The 17,654-nt window shown below is 71.6% G+C and carries 22 protein-coding genes; 8 read left to right on the top strand and 14 right to left on the bottom strand.

Translation table 11 applies throughout. The annotated features are described in order from the left end of the window. Positions 1 to 73 precede the first annotated feature (73 nt). Positions 74 to 523, top strand: coding sequence for a D-aminoacyl-tRNA deacylase (gene dtd / locus ACFVH0_RS18795; RefSeq protein ID WP_385821474.1), 450 nt, complete (start codon positions 74 to 76; stop codon positions 521 to 523). A 75-nt stretch (positions 524 to 598) separates the two neighbouring features. Here the strand turns inward: dtd and ACFVH0_RS18790 are convergent, their stop codons facing one another. From ACFVH0_RS18790 to ACFVH0_RS18765, 6 genes are all read right to left on the bottom strand, one after another. Further along, positions 599 to 1,564: a YgfZ/GcvT domain-containing protein gene (locus ACFVH0_RS18790; protein ID WP_385821473.1), complete on the bottom strand. Its 966-nt coding sequence runs from the start codon at positions 1,562 to 1,564 to the stop codon at positions 599 to 601. A gap of 50 nt (positions 1,565 to 1,614) precedes the next feature. Next, complete coding sequence (locus tag ACFVH0_RS18785) at positions 1,615 to 2,088, bottom strand: Fur family transcriptional regulator (RefSeq protein WP_385821472.1); 474 nt, start codon at positions 2,086 to 2,088, stop codon at positions 1,615 to 1,617. Between the two features lie 81 nt (positions 2,089 to 2,169). Then, complete coding sequence (locus ACFVH0_RS18780) at positions 2,170 to 2,742, bottom strand: FABP family protein (RefSeq protein ID WP_385821470.1); 573 nt, start codon at positions 2,740 to 2,742, stop codon at positions 2,170 to 2,172. Positions 2,743 to 2,993: 251 nt separating this feature from the next. After that, on the bottom strand, positions 2,994 to 3,836 hold the full coding sequence (locus ACFVH0_RS18775; protein ID WP_385821468.1) for a hypothetical protein: 843 nt from the start codon (positions 3,834 to 3,836) through the stop codon (positions 2,994 to 2,996). Further along, positions 3,833 to 4,807 carry a hypothetical protein gene (locus ACFVH0_RS18770; protein WP_385821466.1) on the bottom strand — a complete coding sequence of 325 codons (975 nt, stop codon included), beginning with the start codon at positions 4,805 to 4,807 and terminating at the stop codon, positions 3,833 to 3,835. The genes ACFVH0_RS18775 and ACFVH0_RS18770 overlap by 4 nt, the downstream gene beginning before the upstream one ends. Next, positions 4,804 to 5,619 carry a hypothetical protein gene (locus ACFVH0_RS18765; RefSeq protein ID WP_385821464.1) on the bottom strand — a complete coding sequence of 272 codons (816 nt, stop codon included), beginning with the start codon at positions 5,617 to 5,619 and terminating at the stop codon, positions 4,804 to 4,806. Before ACFVH0_RS18765 ends, ACFVH0_RS18770 begins: the two co-directional genes overlap by 4 nt. A gap of 175 nt (positions 5,620 to 5,794) precedes the next feature. Here ACFVH0_RS18765 and ACFVH0_RS18760 point away from each other — a divergent pair, with 175 nt between their 5' ends. Continuing rightward, positions 5,795 to 6,157 (top strand): DsrE family protein, encoded by a 363-nt coding sequence (locus tag ACFVH0_RS18760; protein WP_124717294.1) that lies wholly within the window; start codon positions 5,795 to 5,797, stop codon positions 6,155 to 6,157. Between the two features lie 10 nt (positions 6,158 to 6,167). Here the strand turns inward: ACFVH0_RS18760 and ACFVH0_RS18755 are convergent, their stop codons facing one another. From ACFVH0_RS18755 to ACFVH0_RS18720, 8 genes are all read right to left on the bottom strand, one after another. Beyond that, positions 6,168 to 6,425: a DUF3099 domain-containing protein gene (locus ACFVH0_RS18755; protein ID WP_266730944.1), complete on the bottom strand. Its 258-nt coding sequence runs from the start codon at positions 6,423 to 6,425 to the stop codon at positions 6,168 to 6,170. A 147-nt stretch (positions 6,426 to 6,572) separates the two neighbouring features. Then, positions 6,573 to 6,860 carry a DUF1416 domain-containing protein gene (locus ACFVH0_RS18750; RefSeq protein ID WP_018490348.1) on the bottom strand — a complete coding sequence of 96 codons (288 nt, stop codon included), beginning with the start codon at positions 6,858 to 6,860 and terminating at the stop codon, positions 6,573 to 6,575. Between the two features lie 49 nt (positions 6,861 to 6,909). After that, positions 6,910 to 7,755: a sulfurtransferase gene (locus tag ACFVH0_RS18745; protein WP_385821462.1), complete on the bottom strand. Its 846-nt coding sequence runs from the start codon at positions 7,753 to 7,755 to the stop codon at positions 6,910 to 6,912. A gap of 159 nt (positions 7,756 to 7,914) precedes the next feature. Continuing rightward, on the bottom strand, positions 7,915 to 8,022 hold the full coding sequence (locus tag ACFVH0_RS18740; RefSeq protein WP_350983699.1) for a putative leader peptide: 108 nt from the start codon (positions 8,020 to 8,022) through the stop codon (positions 7,915 to 7,917). 223 nt (positions 8,023 to 8,245) lie between these two features. Further along, positions 8,246 to 8,935 (bottom strand): DUF2993 domain-containing protein, encoded by a 690-nt coding sequence (locus ACFVH0_RS18735; protein ID WP_385821460.1) that lies wholly within the window; start codon positions 8,933 to 8,935, stop codon positions 8,246 to 8,248. A 131-nt stretch (positions 8,936 to 9,066) separates the two neighbouring features. After that, the gene (locus tag ACFVH0_RS18730) at positions 9,067 to 10,506 is read right to left on the bottom strand and encodes a hypothetical protein (RefSeq protein ID WP_385821458.1); all 1,440 of its coding nucleotides are present in this window, start codon (positions 10,504 to 10,506) and stop codon (positions 9,067 to 9,069) included. 10 nt (positions 10,507 to 10,516) lie between these two features. Beyond that, positions 10,517 to 10,771 (bottom strand): MoaD/ThiS family protein, encoded by a 255-nt coding sequence (locus ACFVH0_RS18725; RefSeq protein WP_124717298.1) that lies wholly within the window; start codon positions 10,769 to 10,771, stop codon positions 10,517 to 10,519. 41 nt (positions 10,772 to 10,812) lie between these two features. Continuing rightward, a complete protein-coding gene (locus tag ACFVH0_RS18720; RefSeq protein WP_385821456.1) occupies positions 10,813 to 11,709 on the bottom strand; it encodes an alpha/beta hydrolase in 897 nt (298 codons plus the stop codon). A gap of 275 nt (positions 11,710 to 11,984) precedes the next feature. Between ACFVH0_RS18720 and ACFVH0_RS18715 the strand changes: the two genes are divergently transcribed. The 6 genes from ACFVH0_RS18715 (at position 11,985) to ACFVH0_RS18690 (ending at position 17,639) form a co-directional block, all read left to right on the top strand. Next, entirely contained in the window at positions 11,985 to 12,788 is an 804-nt protein-coding gene (locus ACFVH0_RS18715) for a response regulator transcription factor (RefSeq protein WP_385821454.1), read from the top strand. Between the two features lie 24 nt (positions 12,789 to 12,812). After that, entirely contained in the window at positions 12,813 to 13,853 is a 1,041-nt protein-coding gene (locus ACFVH0_RS18710) for a LacI family DNA-binding transcriptional regulator (protein ID WP_385821452.1), read from the top strand. Positions 13,854 to 14,120: 267 nt separating this feature from the next. Continuing rightward, complete coding sequence (locus ACFVH0_RS18705) at positions 14,121 to 15,248, top strand: S1C family serine protease (RefSeq protein WP_385821450.1); 1,128 nt, start codon at positions 14,121 to 14,123, stop codon at positions 15,246 to 15,248. Between the two features lie 10 nt (positions 15,249 to 15,258). Next, the gene (locus ACFVH0_RS18700; protein WP_385821448.1) at positions 15,259 to 15,426 is read left to right on the top strand and encodes a hypothetical protein; all 168 of its coding nucleotides are present in this window, start codon (positions 15,259 to 15,261) and stop codon (positions 15,424 to 15,426) included. 57 nt (positions 15,427 to 15,483) lie between these two features. Next, positions 15,484 to 16,215, top strand: coding sequence for a response regulator transcription factor (locus tag ACFVH0_RS18695; RefSeq protein ID WP_385821446.1), 732 nt, complete (start codon positions 15,484 to 15,486; stop codon positions 16,213 to 16,215). Further along, positions 16,212 to 17,639: a sensor histidine kinase gene (locus ACFVH0_RS18690; protein ID WP_385821444.1), complete on the top strand. Its 1,428-nt coding sequence runs from the start codon at positions 16,212 to 16,214 to the stop codon at positions 17,637 to 17,639. The genes ACFVH0_RS18695 and ACFVH0_RS18690 overlap by 4 nt, the downstream gene beginning before the upstream one ends. The last annotated feature ends 15 nt before the right edge of the window (positions 17,640 to 17,654 follow it).

Below are 17,654 nucleotides of genomic sequence, written 5' to 3'. Positions count from 1 at the left end.
CGAGCATCGTGCCACTCCGGTGGGGCCTATGTGGATGCTCTGTACCCGTTCAGCCCAAGATAGGTTGGTCTGTATGCGTGCAGTGATACAGCGGGTGGACGGCGCGAGCGTCACGGTGGCCGACGGCGCGGACGGGGCGGGCGGCCCCGAGGTGGTCGGCGAAATCGTCGGCGAAGGACTGTGTGTGCTGGTGGGAGTCACCCATGGGGACACCCCCGAGAAGGCGGCGCAGCTCGCCCGCAAGCTCTGGTCGCTCCGCGTCCTGGAGGGCGAGAAGTCCTGCTCCGATGTGAATGCACCGCTTCTGGTGATTTCGCAGTTCACTCTCTACGGGGACGCCCGGAAGGGCCGCAGGCCCACCTGGAACGCGGCGGCGCCCGGCGATGTCGCCGAACCGCTGGTCGCCGAGGTGGTGAAGCAGCTGCGGGCGCTGGGCGCGCAGGTGGAGACGGGCCGGTTCGGGGCGGACATGCGGGTCTCGCTCACGAATCACGGCCCGTTCACCGTCATCGTCGAGGTCTGAACCGGCCCCTTTCCGGACCGATCCGTTCCGGACCGGCCCCTTTCCGGACCGGCCCGTCCGGGACCGCGGGACGTCCTACGGCTCGACGACCGTCTCCTGTGCGGCGGCCGTGTCCCCGGCGAGCAGTTCGGCGTCCACCGCAACGTTCCGCTTGACCAGGGCCAGCGCGATCGGTCCCAGTTCGTGGTGGCGGGCGGACGTGGTGATGAAGCCCAGCTGGCGCCCCTCGGCGCCGTCCGCGGCGAGCCGCACCGGAGTGCCGTGTCCGGGCAGCAGCACCTCGCTGCCGTCGAGGTGCAGGAAGACCAGCCGACGCGGCGGCTTGCCCAGGTTCTGCACCCGGGCCACGGTCTCCTGGCCCCGGTAGCAGCCCTTCTGGAGGTGGACGGCGGTGCCGATCCAGCCCAGCTCGTGCGGGATGGTGCGGTGGTCGGTCTCGAAGCCGAGGCGCGGGCGGTGCGCCTCCACGCGCAGCGCCTCGTACGCCAGGATGCCGGCCACCGGGCCGTTCGCCGCCGCGTACTCCTCCAGGTCGGCGCGGGGCAGGAACAGGTCCCGCCCGTACGCCGTCTCCCGTACCGTCGCGCCGTCCGGGACCTCCGCGATGGAGCCGGCCGGCAGGTAGACGACGGCGAAGTCCTCGGTGCGGTCGGCCACTTCGACCCGGTAGAAGAACTTCATGGACTCCAGATAGGCGACCAGGTCGCCCTGGGTGCCGGGTTCGGCGTGCATCCAGACGGTCTCGCCGTCGTCGACGAGGTAGAGCGCGTGCTCGATGTGCCCGTTGGCGGTGAGGATCAGGGCCTCTGTGGCCTGGCCCGGGGCGAGTTCGCTGACGTGCTGGGTGAGCAGCAGGTGCAGCCAGGCCAGCCGGTCGCTGCCGGTGACCGTGACGACGGCGCGGTGCGAGAGGTCGACGAGGCCGGAGCCGTCGGCGAGGGCGCGCTGCTCGCGGAACAGGTCACCGTAGTGCGCGGCGACGCCTTCGTCGCGGCCTTCGGCGGGGACGGCGCCGGGCAGGGACAGCAGGGGGCTCTTCATGCGACCAGCGTACGACGCGGTGTGAACGGTACGACCGGGGAGTCCGGACGCTACGGCCGGCCGGCGCCCTCCGCGTCCTCGCTGTTCGCGGTGTTCTCCGCCGCCGCCTTCGCCGTGCACCCGGCGCAGCGGCCGAAGATCGCGAAGTGCTTCATGTCCGTCTCGAACCCGAAGCTGTCCCGGAGCTTCGCGGTGAACTCGGCGACGACGGCGACATCGGCCTCGATGACGTCGGTGCAGTCGCGGCAGACCAGGTGGATGTGGTGATGACGGTCGGCAAGGTGGTACGTGGGTGCCCCGTGCCCCAGATGGGCGTGGCTGACCAGCCCGAGCTCCTCCAGGAGTTCGAGCGTCCGGTAGACGGTGGAGATGTTCACGCCGGACGCGGTCCTGCGCACCTCCGAGAGGATGTCGTCGGGTGTCGCGTGTTCCAGCGTGTCGACGGCTTCCAGGACAAGCTGCCGCTGCGGCGTCAGCCGATAGCCGCGCTGTCGGAGGTCGGACTTCCAGTCGGTGCTCACCACACGCCCAGTGTAGGACCGGGTGAGCACCTGCCCGCAGCCGTTGCCCGGCGGCAGGCCGAGAGCCGACGGGCCCGCGGCGGACTACTTGAAGAAGGCGATGCCGTCGTCCGGGAGGTCGCCGAGGCTCTTCGCCATCTCCTCGACCTCTTCCGGGGTGACGACCTTCTTCAGGTGCGCCGACATGTACGGGCGCAGCTCCACCTCGGGGGTGGCCTTCTCGCCGACCCACATCAGGTCGCTCTTCACATAGCCGTACAGACGCTTGCCACCGCTGTACGGGCCGGAGGCCGCGGTCCGCGCCACCGCGTCGGTGACCAGGTCGATCTGCGGCTTCTGGTCGGCCAGCTCGCCGTACCAGATCTCGATGACGCCCTGGTCGCGGGCCATGACGACCTCGACCTTGCGGTCCTTGTCGATGCGCCAGTAGCCGGACTCGGACTCCAGCGGCCGGACCTTCTTGCCCTCGGAGTCGAGCACCCAGGTGTGCGAGACGTACTCCAGGAAGTCACGGCCGTCCTGGCTGAAGGAGACCTCCTGGCCGAAGTTGCACTGCTCGGCGCCGGGGAAGTCGGAGACGCCGGCGCCCGCCCAGTTGCCGAGGAGGAAGGCCAGCGGGACGAGGTCCGGGTGGAGGTCGGACGGAATCTCGATCATGAGCGGCTCAGACGATCTGTGAGGTGGGACGGGGAGGTGTCAGCGCTGACCCTGGTACAGCTTCTTCACGGTCAGTCCGGCGAAGGCGAGAACGCCGACGCAGACCAGGACCAGCAGGGCGGAGAAGAATGCCTCAAGCACGGGAACTCCTTGCAACGAGCGTTATGGCAGCAGTACGGGGCCGGCCCCAGCCTAATGGGTTGGGACCGGCCCCGCCGGTTCGGGGTTTGCCGGGGGACGCCGGGGACGGGTCAGCCCAGCAGCTGGTTCTGCAGGATCACCGTCTGGTGGAACGGAACGCTCCGGGTGCCCTCCTTGCCCTTGCGGGACTGGACGACGAGGGCCAACGTGTCGCCGGCGACCACGTAGCCGTGGCGGACCTGCGCCCGACCGTACGGCTTCGCCTCGTCGTACACGTAGGACGAGGTCCCCGCCACCTTGCCGCCGCCGCTCCAGCCCTCGTCGAGAACGGTCTCGGGCGCCCCGGCGAGCGGCACCGGTGATCCGCTGACGGTGATCCGGTCCAGGAGGGACTGGGCGAAGGCCGTCGAGTTGAACCGGACGAGATAGATCCGGGTCGATGTGCCGTCCGGCATGGTCCAGCCGCGTGCGGCGACGTGCCGCGGGGCCGAGTCCTTCAGCGTCTGCGCGAGCTCGGAGCGCCCGCCCTTCGCATACTCGGAGAGGTACCGCTCGGCGCTCACCCAGCCGCCGTCGAGCCTCTTGTCCACGACTGCTCCGGCCGGGGCGGGCAGCAGCAGGCGCCGCAGGTCGGCGTGGTGGATCTCGGCGACGTTGCCGTCGCTGTACGGGCGGGGCGAGCCGGCCGGCAGCGCGGGCAGGCTGAGCTCGGGGTAGTCCCAGCGACCGTCGCTCTCGGTGGCCAGGCCGGGCACGTCGGTGCGTTCCATCGAGGTGATGCCGAAGGCCGTACCGGCACCGAGCCCGCCGAGGACCAGGGCGGCGACGGTCCACCGGGCGACGGCCCGCAGCACCCGCCGCGGCGGCTTCGGCGCCCGCGGCGGTACGGGGGCGGCCTCGGCGGGTACGGCGGGCACGGCCCGGGCCGGTGTGTCCGTCGTCTGCTCGGTCATACGTACTCCCCCGGAGACGCGATGTGGTTCAGCTGGTCCTTCAGGAGTTCGGCGACGGCCTTGCGGTCGAACGGCCTGGTGCCGGACGCCGAGAGGCCGATGCTCAGCTCGCCGTCGTACGCCAGACAGTTCATCGACTCGATGGCGTCCTTGCTGCCCTTGCGCAGGACGTAGCACCTGGCGTTTCTCGTGTGCCCCTCGATCCTCGGCTCCGTGCGGAAGATGCCGATGGACTCGAAGAGGCCCGTCCTGAAGGTGTAGAGGTTCCGGACGGCCCGCTTGTCCTTCATCCGCATGATCTCGGTGCTGATCGTCAGGTTGTTGGCGTCCCCGGTGTAGGAACGGGCGGCGATGCCCTCGATGCGGAGCTTGTCGATCCGCTTCTCGTAGGCCCGGCGCTCCTTGCCCGCGAGACCGCGGGCGCTCTGCTTCGCGGCAGCGGTCGCCCTCTTGCCGCTCTGCTCGCCGTCGTTGCCCAACTCCCCGTTGTCGGGGCCGAGCCGGTAGCCGGCCGGGACCGGCAGCAGCAGCTTGCTGAGCGCGGTGGAGGCCCGGCCCCGGGCCACGTCACCGGCCGGGTCCTTGCCCTGCTCGTGCTCGGGCTCCGCCATGAGGCGGGTCCTGACGCTGCGGTCGGCGCCGTCCACCGCGTTCTCGGTGTACGCGGCCGCGCCCGCGACCGCGGCGAGCACCAGCACGACGGGAAGCGCCATGAGGATCCCCCGGCGCGGACGGCCGGAGGCGGCGGTCCCGGTGGCGTCGGACCCGGTGGCGCCGGACCCGGTGGCGCCGGACCCGGTGGCGCCGGACCCGGTGGCGCCGGACCCGGTGGCGTCGGACCCGGTGGCGTCGGACCCGGTGGCGTCGGACCCGGTGGCGTCGGACCCGGTGGCGTCGGACCCGGTGGCGTCGGACCCGGTGGCGCCGGCGTTCGCGTCGGGAGCGGTCGCCTGCGTGGTCACGTCGTTCACAGGCGCTCCAGCTGTCTCTCGGCCAGCATCCGGATGTCCTTCTTGCTGATCGGTACGGTGTCGTAGACGTGGATGTCGGCCACGATGTCGCCCCGGTACACGGTGGCCCTGGCCTGGTACGACGGCAGATAGCCCGGCTTCCGGTCGACCTCGTAGAGGTAGTAGCGGCCGTTGCCGCTGCCCTTGATCGCATCGCCGCTGTTGCCCGCACCGATCTCGGTTCCGGGCATGTACCTGAGCTGGGCCTCGGCGAATTCCTGGGCTCCCGGGAAGGTCGACGAGCCGAACTGCACGAGATTGATCTCAGCGGTGCGGTACTGCCCACGCTTCCAGGCCGCGCTCGCGATCCGACGTATGTCGCTCTCCAGGAAGAACTCGTACATGGAGCCCTCCTCCTCGAAGGAACGGGCGTAGACGTCCGGGCGCAGCCAGCCGTCGCCGAGGCCCGGCACCGAGTTGTCGTCGCTCCAGCCCGCGGGCCTGTCCACGATCAGCTTGCGCAGGTCGCCGTCCGTCCTGACCCGGCGGTCCTGGGACGCGGGCAGCGGATCGGGGGCCTCGCCCGGGGGCAGTGTCTTCGCCGGGTACGCCAGATCGGGCTGGGACAGGGCGGGCGGCGGGGTCGGGGCGCGTCCGGCCTGTATGTCGTAGCCCACGGCGGTGCCGCCCGCGATGCCGAGCACCGCGGCAGCGACGACGAGCAGCGCCGTACGACCACGCGGGCGCTTCGCGGCCGGCGCGGCGGCCATCGGCGCGGCGGCCGGCGCGGCGGCCATCGGCGCGGCGGCCGGCGCGGCCTCGGGCCCTGGCACGGGCTCGGGCCCTGGCACGGGCTCGGCCACGGGCGTCGGCCCGTCAGAAGTGGTGTCTTTCGGTTCCAATTGGGGTCCCCCCACGAGACCAGAAGCGCTGATTCCGTTATCCGCGCACCTACCCGACTGCCACCGAGGAGATGAGGTTGCCCGCTCGACGATTACAGTTCGGCATATGCCGAAGAAGCTCGTGATCAAGGTGACCGCAGGTGCCGACTCCGCCGAGCGCTGCTCGCAGGCGTTCACGGTGGCCGCGGTCGCCGTCGCCAGCGGGGTCGAGGTCTCGCTCTGGCTGACCGGGGAGTCCTCGTGGTTCGCGCTGCCGGGGCGCGCCGCCGAGTTCGAACTGCCGCACGCCGCGCCGCTGCCGGATCTGATCGAGTCGATCCAGGCGGGCGGCCGGATCACCCTGTGCACGCAGTGCGCGGCCCGTCGTGACATCACCGAGCAGGACGTCCTGGAGGGCGTGCGGATCGCCGGTGCCCAGGTCTTCGTCAGCGAGATCATGGCCGACGGCGTCCAGGCCCTCGTCTACTGACGCGAGAGCGTCACCGCCGCTTCTTGCCGTCGAGTTCGTCCCACCACTCGTCGGACTTCGGGTCGCCGGACGGATCGTCCCACCAGCGGTCGTCCGGCCCCCGCCGGTTGGCGACCATGGCCGCGATGGGCGGAATCACCATCGCGACGAGGCACATCGCTATCGCGGCGGGCATCGACCACAGCCTGACAAAGGCCCAGGCCGATACGAACAGGACGATGCAACCGCCCATCATCAGGAAGTAGCCACGCCGGCGTCGGGCGTACATACCTCCAGCGTAGGCCCGCCCCGGCCCATGGCGTAGGCCCCGTTCCCGCCCGTACGAATGGCTCGAAGGGCCGTACCCCGTTCAGGAAGGCGTCCAACCCCCTGGGGTACGGCCCTTCGGCCGATCTGTGTCGCGGTGCGGGACGCGCTAGACCGCGATCGCGACCTCGGAGAGGCCGCCGGTCTGCGCCACGACCGTGCGGTCGGCGCTGCCGCCGGGGACCAGGGCGCGCAGCGTCCAGGTGCCCTCGGCCGCGTAGAAGCGGAACTGTCCGGTCGCCGAGGTCGGGACCTCGGCGGTGAACTCGCCGGTCGAGTCCAGCAGGCGGACGTAGCCGGTGACGGGCTCGCCGTCACGGGTCACGCTGCCCTGGATGGTGGTCTCACCGGGCTTGATGGTCGAAGCGTCGGGGCCGCCGGCCTTTGCTCCACACATGTGTTTCGTCCTTCTGGTCGGGGGTCGTGCTGGTCCGGGTCGCGCGGAATTACTTGTTGGCGCCGAGCTCGATCGGCACGCCCACGAGGGAGCCGTACTCGGTCCACGAACCGTCGTAGTTCTTGACGTTCTCCTGGCCGAGCAGCTCGTGCAGCACGAACCAGGTGAGCGCGGAGCGCTCGCCGATGCGGCAGTACGCGATGGTGTCCTTCGCCAGGTCGACCTGCTCGGCCTCGTACAGGGCCTTGAGCTCGTCGTCCGACTTGAAGGTGCCGTCGTCGTTGGCGTTCTTCGACCACGGGATGTTGCGGGCGCTCGGCACGTGGCCGGGGCGCTGGGACTGCTCCTGCGGGAGGTGCGCCGGGGCGAGCAGCTTGCCGCTGAACTCGTCGGGCGAACGCACGTCGACCAGGTTCTGGTTGCCGATCGCCTTCACGACGTCGTCGCGGTAGGCGCGGATCGACTCGTCCTGCGGCTGGGCCTTGTACTCGGTGGCCGGGCGGGACGGGATCTGGTCGCCGTCGACCAGGTCGCGGGAGTCGAGCTCCCACTTCTTGCGGCCGCCGTCGAGCAGGCGGACGTCCTGGTGGCCGTAGAGCTTGAAGTACCAGAACGCGTAGGACGCGAACCAGTTGTTGTTGCCGCCGTACAGGACGACCGTGGTGTCGTTGCCGATGCCCTTCCCGGACAGCAGCTTCTCGAACCCGGCCTGGTCGATGAAGTCACGGCGGACCGGGTCCTGGAGGTCCTTGGTCCAGTCGATCCGGATCGCGTTCTTGATGTGGTTCTTCTCGTACGCCGAGGTGTCCTCGTCGACCTCGACGAGAGCGACCTTCGGGTCGTCGATGTGGGCCTCGACCCAGTCGGCGTCTACCAGGACGTCACTGCGGCTCATTCTGTTCTCCTCCGGGGCAGTCTGCGGCGAGATGATGCGAGACGGTGCGTGATGCGGATGTACGTCGGCGCGGCGTGCGGCGCACGTACAGCGACGATCGGGATGGGCCCTGACTGCGGTCGAAGGGCCGGGGGAATACGGGGTGCCGAAGGCTCCCGCTCAGACAGTGCGACAGAGCATGGCGGCGACGCGGCACAGGTCCACTGCCCGCCGCTTCGTGAGATCCGCCCGTCCCCGCTGTGGGAGACCGCCAATAGAGCACTGCATGGGACCGATCGTAGGGAGGTGCGGGCGGACATGTCACCGCCGTATCGCATTCTGAGAAACGATCGTCCGCCATACGGGACGAGAGAGGGGTGAAGCGCCCCTCACGTCACTCCGGCATCGCGGGCGGGCACCGGCCATCTACGGATCGGACACGGCCGTCTCAATATGTGGCGCGGTATTGCGCGATGCCGTGTACGAGGGGGTGTGGGGGCGTGCGGGTGCCTCAGCCGGCGAGCTGTACGTCCGTGCCGGTCACCGAGATCTCCAGGCCGTCCGCGGTGGGCTGGATCTTCTGGAGTTCGAGACCGCTGGGCAGACCGCCGACCTCGCGGTCGAAGTCGGTCTTCTTGCGCACCAGCCCCTCCAGCCCGGGTATGCCCTCGCCGGGCACCTGGTCCGCATGGACCCGCAGGGTGTGGCCGTCGACCAGGGTGACGGTGGACAGGACGCTGCGCGAGATCGGGTTGCCGAGGACGTCGACCGTGCCGGTCACCTTCACCTTGTTGTTGCCGCCGTACTCGACGGCGACGCCCTCGCTGGCGGCCTCGGTGAGGTCCTTGTACGAGATGACGGCGGTGCCCGTGGCGCGGGCGGCGGTGGCGCTGGAGTAGCCCTCGGACAGCTTCACGTCGTGCAGCGCCGCGTTCATCCTGCTGATCCGGAGCCGGTGGCCGTTGGCGTCGGTCTCGATGCCGGTGATCTCCACGTCGACCTCGTCGAGCCGGTCCGCGGCGACCTGCGTCAGGAACGGGAATCCCTTGATGGAGATGTCCGTCGAGCCGATCGTGGCACCGGTGACCTTGACCCGCCCCGCGGCCTCCGACTCGGCGAAATACACCGCCGCCCGGTCGACGGCGACGAAGATCCCGCCCAGAACCACCACGATGACCAGCAGTATCCGCAGTGCACGCATGTCCGCTCTTCCCCCACCCTGCATTCCGGCCGGACCCCTGGCGCCCCGCACGTCCACCGGATGTGCACGGCGCCCCGGGTGATCGACGAGCGGGCGCCCCTCTTCGGTTCCCGGGGCGCCCGGGTCGGGCACTACGAGATCGCGCGGCCGATCAGGTACACGGCGGGCGCCGCGGCGGTGAGCGGCAGCGCCACACCGGCGGTCATGTGGACGAACCGGGACGGGTAGTCGTAGCTGGCCACCCGCAGCCCGATCAGTGCGCAGCCGCCCGCCGCGAGGCCGAGCAGCGCGCCCTTGGTGCCGAGGTCGGTGATCGCCCCGGCCACGGCGCCGCCGCCCGTCGCGGCGAGCAGCGCCACCACGACCGAGGCCGGTCCGGGCAGCGGCAGCGCGCGGACCAGCACGGCGACCGCGACGGCCACCCCGCCCACGGTCACCGCGTCCGGGACCGCCGCGAGGTGTCCGGCGGCCAGGACCGAGAGCGCGGCCGAGGCGACGGTGGCCATCAGCCCCTGCATCCGCTCGTCGGCGCTCGCGTGGCTGCGCAGCTGGAGGACCACGGTGAGCAGCACCCAGACGCCGAGGGTGCCGAGGATGGCGGCCGGACCGTTCTCCCGGCCCGCGGCGAGCAGCGCGATGTCGGCGACCAATCCGCCCGCGAACGCGAGCGCGATGCCCTGCCGGGCCGGCCACATGCCGTTGAGCCGGAACCAGCCGGCCGCGGTCACGGCCTGGAGCAGCACCAGCGGCACGACCAGGGCGTACGACCCGATCGCGGCGCCCAGGGCGAGCAGCAGCCCGAGCCCGGCGGTGATCGCGGCGGGCTGCATGCCCGGCGCGATGATCGGCGAGCGGCCCTCGGCGCGGGCGCGCTGGGCGTCGGTGACGCGGCTGTTGCCCAGGGTGGTGGGGGCGCTGTAGCCGGCCGCGTCGTGCCCGGAGGCGGCAGCGGGAGCGGGTTCGGCCGCCGGGGCCTCGGGCGGCAGCGGGTACCCGCCCGTGGCGCCCTGCGGCGGCAGGTAGCCGGTCTCGGCGGCGGCCGGAACGGGCTGCTGCACGGGCCGGTCCGGCTGGGCGGGCTGCGCCGGCTGCGCCGACTGGGCGGAGTGGATGACCGGCTGGTACTGGGTGTCCCAGGTCTGGCCCTCCCACGTCTGCGCGACGCCGGGGTCCTGCGGACCGTGCGCCACGGGCGCGGCGGGCTCCTGCGGATACCCGGCCGGCCACGCCTGCCCGGGACTCGCCTGGGGTGCCTGAGGTGTCTGAGGTGCCTGGTTCGGGTCGTACTGGCCCTGCGCCTGCTGACCGTACGGCTGCCCGCCGTAGGACTGCTGGGTGCCGTAGGACTGCCGGCCGTACGACTGATCGCCGTACGGCTGCCGGGTGCCGTAGGGCTGCTGGGTGCCGTAGGGCTGCGCACCGTAGGCCTGGTCGCCGTACGACTGCTGCGGCTGCGGCTGCGGCTGCGACGGCTGCTGGTGCGGCTGCTGACCGTTCGACGGGTCGTGGCCCGGGACGTACCCGTACCCCGGGTCCTGTCCGTACGGATGCTGCTGATCGTTGCTGCTCATGTGCTGCGGTTCACCCTCCTGCGAACGGCGGGAGCACCTCGACCGTGCCGCCCTCGGCAAGGCGTACGGTCTCATGGCCGCGGGTGCCCACGGGGTCACCGTCGATCAGGAACGAGCACCTTTGGAGCACTCGGGTGAGCTCTCCGGGGTGCCGTTCGCGCACCGCGTCGAGCGCCTCGGCGAGGGTCGCAGCTGTGTACGGCTCCTCCGCGGTCCCGGCCGCGGCCTTGGCGGCGGCCCAGTAGCGGATGGTTCCCGCGGGCATGGCGCCACTCCTCTCGTCTCGCGTCAGCTGTCCATGATGGGTCACGGCGTCACCGCCCATTCGGCGATGCGGGTGAGCAAGGTCTCGTCCGCGGCGTTCTCCGCGTGCCCCATGCCGCGCTCCAGCCACAGCTCGGCGCTGTCGCCCGCCGCGTCGGCCAGCGACCTCGGGTGATCCAGCGGGAAGTACGGATCCCGGTCTCCGTGCACGATCAGCAGCGGCGTCGGGCCGAACAGCCCGGCCGCCTCGACCGGTGCGAGCGGCACCGGGTTCCATTCGTCGCGGTCGATCCGGGTGTGCAGGCCGTACCGGCCGACCAGCCGGCCCAGGGGCCGGGTGACCACCCAGTGCAGTCGGCGCATCGGGGCGGTGCCCCGGTAGTACCAGCGGGCGGGGGCACTCACGGCCACCACCGCATCCGCGTGCGCCTCCGTACGCGCCCCGGTGCGCCCCTCGCGCTCCACTCCACCGACGGCTCCCGCGTCGTCCGCCGGCCGTGCCGCGTACAGCGCCCCGTGCCGCAGCACCACGGAACCGCCCATCGAGAACCCGACGGTCACCACCCGGCGGTGTCCGAGCGAGCGGGCCCACGCCACCGCCGCCGCCAGATCCAGCACCTCGCGGTCGCCCACCGTCGAGCGCCCGCCGGACCGGCCGTGCCCCCGGAACGAGAAGGTGACCACGGCCGCACGCCCGGCGAACACCCCGGCGGCACGCCGCACCGCGGGCCGGTCCACCGAACCGGTGAAACCGTGCGCGAGCACGATCGCAGTACCGTCGAAGGATGATTCCGCGACGGCCCCGGCACCTGCCGTGCACGGCTCGTACACCGCCTCGATACGCACCCCGTCATCGGCACGCAATGTGGTGCGCAGGGGACCGGGCGTGATCAAGGGAACAGCGGAACCCCGAAATCGCCCCTCGGACACAGAACTCATGTGGGCTATTGTGCTGGGAAGAGGATCCGGGCAGAGAAGCCCCCGGGTCCTTTTGTGCTTTCCAGGCGTTGTTACGGCGACGTTTCCACAAGCTCAGCGGCCCCAGGGCGCGGGACCGCACCGTGGAACCAGCACGAATACGTACGAAGAAGTGCCGCATACTCCCCCGGGCCGGGCCCGGGAGTGCCCCTCTCGCAGGGAACGAGGAGGACCGACGTAATGGGCGAGCGAACCGTGCACGATCATCGACCGACGACCCAGGCAGGTGGGCGGCGATGAGTTCACTGCTGCTCCTGACGAATGCCCTTCAACCGTCGACGGAGGTGCTCCCCGCCCTCGGTCTCCTGCTTCACAGCGTGCGGGTGGCACCGGCCGAAGGCCCCGCTCTCGTCGACACCCCCGGTGCCGACATCATCCTGATCGACGGCCGCCGCGACCTGCCGCAGGTGCGGTCGCTCTGCCAGCTGCTGCGGTCCACCGGACCGGGCTGTCCGCTGATCCTCGTCGTGACCGAGGGCGGCCTCGCGGCCGTCACCGCCGACTGGGGCATCGACGACGTACTGCTGGACACGGCGGGACCGGCCGAGGTGGAGGCCCGGCTGCGGCTGGCCACCGGACGGCAGCAGATCTCCTCCGACGACTCCCCGATGGAGATCCGCAACGGCGACCTCTCGGTCGACGAGGCCACGTACAGCGCGAAGCTGAAGGGACGGGTCCTGGACCTGACCTTCAAGGAATTCGAACTGCTCAAGTACCTGGCGCAGCACCCGGGCCGGGTCTTCACCCGTGCCCAGCTGCTCCAGGAGGTCTGGGGCTACGACTACTTCGGCGGTACGCGCACGGTCGACGTCCATGTGCGGCGGCTGCGGGCCAAGCTCGGCCCCGAGCACGAGTCGCTGATCGGCACGGTCCGCAACGTCGGCTACCGCTTCGTGGTGCCCGAGAAGGTGGAGCGCGCGGCCGAGGAGGCCAAGGAACGGGCCGCGGCGAGGGCGGCCGCCGAACCCGTAACCCGTTCGGAGCAGTCGCGGGCTGCCGGGGCGAAGGAAGAAGCCCCGGTCCGACCTGCCGGAAGGTAGGTATATCCGCGTAGACTGCCGCGCGTGGCCAAGGTGACGCGGGACGATGTGGCGAGACTGGCGGGGACGTCGACCGCGGTCGTCAGCTACGTCATCAACAACGGACCGAGGCCGGTCGCCCCGGCCACGCGCGAGCGGGTACTCGCCGCGATCAAGGAGCTGGGCTACCGGCCCGACCGGGTTGCCCAGGCGATGGCCTCGCGGCGGACCGATCTCATAGGGATGATCGTGCCGGACGCCCGGCAGCCGTTCTTCGCGGAGATGGCGCACGCGGTCGAACAGGCCGCCGCCGAGCGCGGAAAAATGGTGCTCGTCGGCAACTCCGACTACCGCGACGAGCGCGAGGTCCACTATCTGCGGGCCTTCCTCGGCATGCGGGTCTCCGGCCTGATCCTGGTCAGCCAGGGCCCCAGCGAGCGGGCCGCCGCCGAGATAGAGGCGTGGGACGCGCGGGTCGTGCTGCTGCACGAGCGGCCGGAGGCGATCGACGACGTCGCGGTCGTCACGGACGACGTCGGCGGCGCCCAGCTCGCCACCCGGCACCTGCTGGAGCACGGCAACGAGTACGTGGCGTGTCTCGGCGGCGTGGAGTCCACCCCGGCGGTCGGTGACCCGGTCGCCGACCACGTCGAGGGCTGGCGCCGGGCGATGCACGAGTCGGGCCGCCCGACGGAGGGCCGGCTCTTCCAGGCCCCGTACAACCGTTACGACGCGTATCAGGTGGCGCTGAAGCTGCTCGCCGGGCCGGACCGGCCGCCGGCGATCTTCTGCTCGACGGACGACCAGGCGATCGGGGTGCTGCGGGCCGCGCGCGAGCTGCGCATCGACGTGCCCGGGGAGCTCGCGGTGGCGGGCTTCGACGACGTGAAGGAAGCCGGGCTGACCGATCCGCCGCTCACGACGGTCTCCTCGGACCGGCCCGCGATGGCGCGGGCGGCGGTGGACCTGGTGCTCGACGACTCGTTGCGGGTGTCGGGGTCGCGGCGGGAGCGGCTGAAGCAGTTCCCGTCGGCGCTGGTGGTGCGGCGCTCGTGCGGCTGCGGGGAGCCGACGCTCCAGGCGTGACGGTCCGGGGCGGGACGGGGTTCCCCCGGACCCGGGGACGGGACGGGGTTCACCCCCGGGCCCGAGGACGGGACGGGGTTCACCCCCCGGACCCGGGGACGGGACGGGATCCCCCCGGGCCCGAGGACGGGACGGGGTTCACCCCCCGGACCCGAGGCGCTCCTCGTCCGGACCCGGGCCGCTCCTTATATCGGGCATACGAGCTTCTGCCGGGCTTCTCAGCGGGTGCTCAGGCTTCTCTCATCTTCGCCGGACACGCTCATATACATGACAGAGAGCCAGCGCCCGAGCGGCGAGTACCCGATGTACCCCTCGTACGGCAACGGCGACGCGGCCTACCCGCCGCCGCCGTCATACCGGCCCGCGGAGCCGATCGCGACGGGCCCCGGCACCACCGTGTGGCCCGGCGGGAACGGCGCCGACGGACACAGCGGCGGCAACGGCGGCGACGGTGGCGACGGCGGCGACGGACCGGCCTTCCCGCCGCCCGAGCCGGCCGCGCCCCGGCACCGGGCCAGGCGGCCGGTCGCCCTGCTGGCGGCCGTGGCGATCGCGGCGGCGATCGTCGGCGGCGGCACCGCCACCGTCATCGAACAGCTCACCGGCGGCGGAACGAACAGCGCGGCCTCCGAAGTCGTCCCCGGCACCACCGTCTCGCAGAGCAGCAAGGGCACCGTCTCCGGTGTCGCCAAGGCCGTCTCGCCGATGATCGTCGAGATCAATGCGACCTCGACCGCGGGCGAGTCCACCGGCTCCGGCGTGGTCATCACCTCCGACGGCGAGATCGTCACCAACAACCACGTCATCTCCGGCGCCTCGTCGATCAAGGTGACGCTCAGCACCGGCAGGACGTACACCGCCGATGTCGTCGGCACCGACCCCGACAAGGACCTCGCGCTGATCAAGCTCCAGGGCGCGAGCGGGCTGAAGACGGCCACCCTGGGCGACTCCTCGGCCGTCGCGGTCGGCGACCAGGTCGTGGCGATCGGCTCGCCCGAGGGCCTCACCGGCACCGTCACCAGCGGCATCGTCTCCGCCCTCGACCGCGATGTCACCGTCGCCAAGGAGGACGGCGGCGGCCAGGGACAGAGCGGGCAGGGCGGCGAGCAGTGGCCGTTCGAGTTCGGCGGCCGGCAGTTCAACGGCGACACCGGCGAGTCCACCACCACGTACAAGGCCATCCAGACCGACGCCTCGCTCAACCCCGGCAACTCCGGCGGTGCGCTCATCAACATGAACGGCGAGATCATCGGCATCAACTCCGCTATGTACTCGGCGAGTTCGTCCAACGGATCCAGCGGTTCGAGCGCCGGCAGCGTGGGCCTCGGCTTCGCCATCCCGGTCAACACGCTCAAGGCCGACCTCGACACCCTGCGGGCCGGCAACAGCTCCTGAGGAGACAGTCATGCACCACCCCGCCCACACCCCCACCGGTCCGGCCGATCTGGCCCTGCCCCTGGCGCTCGTGAGCGAACAGGCCACGCAAGGTACGGACCGCGCTCCGGAGGTCGGTACCACCGCCGCCCGCAAGCGCCGGGCCGCACGACGACGCACCATGGCCGTGCGAGGCTGAGAGCACGACGTCCCGGAACGCCCGGGACCGCACGGTACGAGAAGAGGACGACGAGCGATGAGCCCCGCCGAAGACGATCCGCAGCGCATCCTGATCGTCGACGACGAGCCCGCCGTGCGCGAGGCCCTGCAGCGCAGTCTCGCGTTCGAGGGCTACGGCACCGAGGTGGCCGTCGACGGCCTCGACGCCCTGGCCAGGGCGGAGTCGTACGCCCCCGACCTCATCGTGCTCGACATCCAGATGCCCCGGATGGACGGCCTGACCGCCGCCCGCCGGCTCCGCTCCACGGGCACCACCACGCCCATCCTGATGCTCACCGCCCGCGACACCGTCGGCGACCGGGTCACCGGTCTCGACGCGGGCGCCGACGACTACCTGGTCAAGCCCTTCGAGCTGGACGAGCTGTTCGCCCGCATCCGGGCCCTGCTGCGCCGCAGCTCGTACGCGGCCGCGGCGGGCGGCGCCGTCCCCTCCGACGACGAGCTGGCCTTCGCGGACCTGCGGATGAACCTCGCCACCCGCGAGGTCACCCGGGGCAACCGCCGGGTCGAGCTGACCCGTACCGAGTTCACCCTGCTGGAGATGTTCCTGGCCCACCCGCGCCAGGTGCTGACCCGCGAGCAGATCCTGAAGGCGGTGTGGGGCTTCGACTTCGAGCCGAGCTCCAACTCCCTGGACGTGTACGTGATGTACCTGCGCCGCAAGACGGAGGCGGGCGGTGAGCCGCGCCTCGTGCACACGGTGCGGGGTGTCGGCTACGCGCTCCGCTCCGGCGGCGGTGACGGATGACCGGCGCCCTGCGACGGCTCCGCGCCCTGCCCCTGCGCTCCCGGCTCGCGCTGCTGGTGGCGACGGCGGTGGCGATCGCGGTCGCGGCGGTCGCGGCGGGCTGCTGGTTCGCAACGAAGGCGCAGCTGGAGAGCCAGCTGGATTCCTCGCTGCGCAATGTCTCGGTCAGCAACGACTACATGCAGAAGCTGTTCATCGCCTGCACCCACCCCGACCAGGCGACCGTCCCGCCGATCGGAGGGACGTACACCGTGCAGCTCGTCACCGCGTCCGGGAGCACCTGCACCTCCGCCGGGGCCTCGCCGATCGGCGTGACGGCCGCCGACATCGCCGTGGCCGCCGGTGTACGGGACAACGTCCTGCACACGGCCAGCACGAAGAGCGGCAAGAAGATGCGCGTGTACACCTACGCGTACGAGACCCGCAACCCGGCGCCCGGCCTGGTCCCGGGAAGCTTCGCGGTCTCCATCGCCCGTCCGATGAGCGAGATCGACGACCCGCTCTCCACCCTCGCCTGGGTGCTCCTGGCCGTCGCCGGCGTCGGCGGCGTCGGCGCGGGCGCGGCCGGTCTCTGGGTCGCCCGCACCGGGCTGCGCCCCGTCGACGAGCTCACCGAGGCCGTCGAGCACGTCGCCCGTACCGAGGACCTCACCGTCCGCATCCCGGTCGACGGCGAGGACGAGATCGCCCGGCTGTCCCGCTCCTTCAACACGATGACCGCGTCCCTGGCCAGCTCCCGCGACCGCCAGGCCCAGCTGATCGCCGACGCGGGCCACGAGCTGCGGACCCCGCTGACGTCCCTGCGCACCAACATCGAGCTCCTCGCCCGCAGCGACGACACCGGCCGTGCGATCCCGCCCGACGACCGCAGGGCCCTGATGAAGTCGGTCAAGGCCCAGATGACCGAGCTGGCCTCACTCATCGGCGACCTCCAGGAACTGTCCCGCCCCGACGCCCCCACCCCCGGCCCGCTCCAGGTCGTCGCGCTGCACGACATCGCGGACACCGCCCTGGAACGCGCCCGGCTGCGCGGCCCCGAGCTGACCATCAGGGCCGACCTGACGCCCTGGTACGTACGGGCCGAGCCCGCCGCGCTGGAACGCGCGGTGGTCAACGTCCTGGACAACGCGGTCAAGTTCAGCCCGCCCCGCGGCACGATCGAGATCGCCCTGCGTGACGGCGAACTGACCGTACGGGACCAGGGCCCCGGCATCCCTGCCGACGAACTCCCCCACGTCTTCGAACGCTTCTGGCGCTCCCCCTCCGCCCGCCAGCTCCCCGGCTCGGGCCTGGGCCTGTCGATCGTCGCCCGCACGGTCCAGCAGTCGGGCGGCGAGATCACCCTCAGCCCGGCGACGGACGGCCCGGGCACGATCGCCTCGATCCGGCTCCCGGGGGCACCGCAGCTGCCGCCGGGGCTCTGAGCGCGGGGCGGAGCG

Source organism: Streptomyces sp. NPDC127117 (assembly GCF_042677325.1).
Taxonomy (GTDB): domain Bacteria; phylum Actinomycetota; class Actinomycetes; order Streptomycetales; family Streptomycetaceae; genus Streptomyces.
The sequence above is the reverse complement of the archived record's forward strand: the minus strand, read 5'-3'. Positions and strand labels throughout refer to the sequence as shown.

Bases quoted from the DNA above. Each gene is read 5' to 3' on its own strand.
- ACFVH0_RS18760 (WP_124717294.1), top strand. From the start codon at position 5,795: ATGCCGAAGAAGCTCGTGATCAAGGTGACCGCAGGTGCCGACTCCGCC.
- ACFVH0_RS18780 (WP_385821470.1), bottom strand. From the start codon at position 2,742: ATGATCGAGATTCCGTCCGACCTCCACCCGGACCTCGTCCCGCTGGCC.
- ACFVH0_RS18700 (WP_385821448.1), top strand. From the start codon at position 15,259: ATGCACCACCCCGCCCACACCCCCACCGGTCCGGCCGATCTGGCCCTG.
- ACFVH0_RS18725 (WP_124717298.1), bottom strand. From the start codon at position 10,771: ATGCCCGCGGGAACCATCCGCTACTGGGCCGCCGCCAAGGCCGCGGCC.
- ACFVH0_RS18730 (WP_385821458.1), bottom strand. From the start codon at position 10,506: ATGAGCAGCAACGATCAGCAGCATCCGTACGGACAGGACCCGGGGTAC.
- dtd (WP_385821474.1), top strand. From the start codon at position 74: ATGCGTGCAGTGATACAGCGGGTGGACGGCGCGAGCGTCACGGTGGCC.
- ACFVH0_RS18690 (WP_385821444.1), top strand. From the start codon at position 16,212: ATGACCGGCGCCCTGCGACGGCTCCGCGCCCTGCCCCTGCGCTCCCGG.
- ACFVH0_RS18705 (WP_385821450.1), top strand. From the start codon at position 14,121: ATGACAGAGAGCCAGCGCCCGAGCGGCGAGTACCCGATGTACCCCTCG.
- ACFVH0_RS18715 (WP_385821454.1), top strand. From the start codon at position 11,985: ATGAGTTCACTGCTGCTCCTGACGAATGCCCTTCAACCGTCGACGGAG.
- ACFVH0_RS18775 (WP_385821468.1), bottom strand. From the start codon at position 3,836: ATGACCGAGCAGACGACGGACACACCGGCCCGGGCCGTGCCCGCCGTA.
- ACFVH0_RS18695 (WP_385821446.1), top strand. From the start codon at position 15,484: ATGAGCCCCGCCGAAGACGATCCGCAGCGCATCCTGATCGTCGACGAC.
- ACFVH0_RS18790 (WP_385821473.1), bottom strand. From the start codon at position 1,564: ATGAAGAGCCCCCTGCTGTCCCTGCCCGGCGCCGTCCCCGCCGAAGGC.
- ACFVH0_RS18720 (WP_385821456.1), bottom strand. From the start codon at position 11,709: ATGAGTTCTGTGTCCGAGGGGCGATTTCGGGGTTCCGCTGTTCCCTTG.
- ACFVH0_RS18745 (WP_385821462.1), bottom strand. From the start codon at position 7,755: ATGAGCCGCAGTGACGTCCTGGTAGACGCCGACTGGGTCGAGGCCCAC.
- ACFVH0_RS18750 (WP_018490348.1), bottom strand. From the start codon at position 6,860: ATGTGTGGAGCAAAGGCCGGCGGCCCCGACGCTTCGACCATCAAGCCC.
- ACFVH0_RS18755 (WP_266730944.1), bottom strand. From the start codon at position 6,425: ATGTACGCCCGACGCCGGCGTGGCTACTTCCTGATGATGGGCGGTTGC.
- ACFVH0_RS18740 (WP_350983699.1), bottom strand. From the start codon at position 8,022: ATGCAGTGCTCTATTGGCGGTCTCCCACAGCGGGGACGGGCGGATCTC.
- ACFVH0_RS18735 (WP_385821460.1), bottom strand. From the start codon at position 8,935: ATGCGTGCACTGCGGATACTGCTGGTCATCGTGGTGGTTCTGGGCGGG.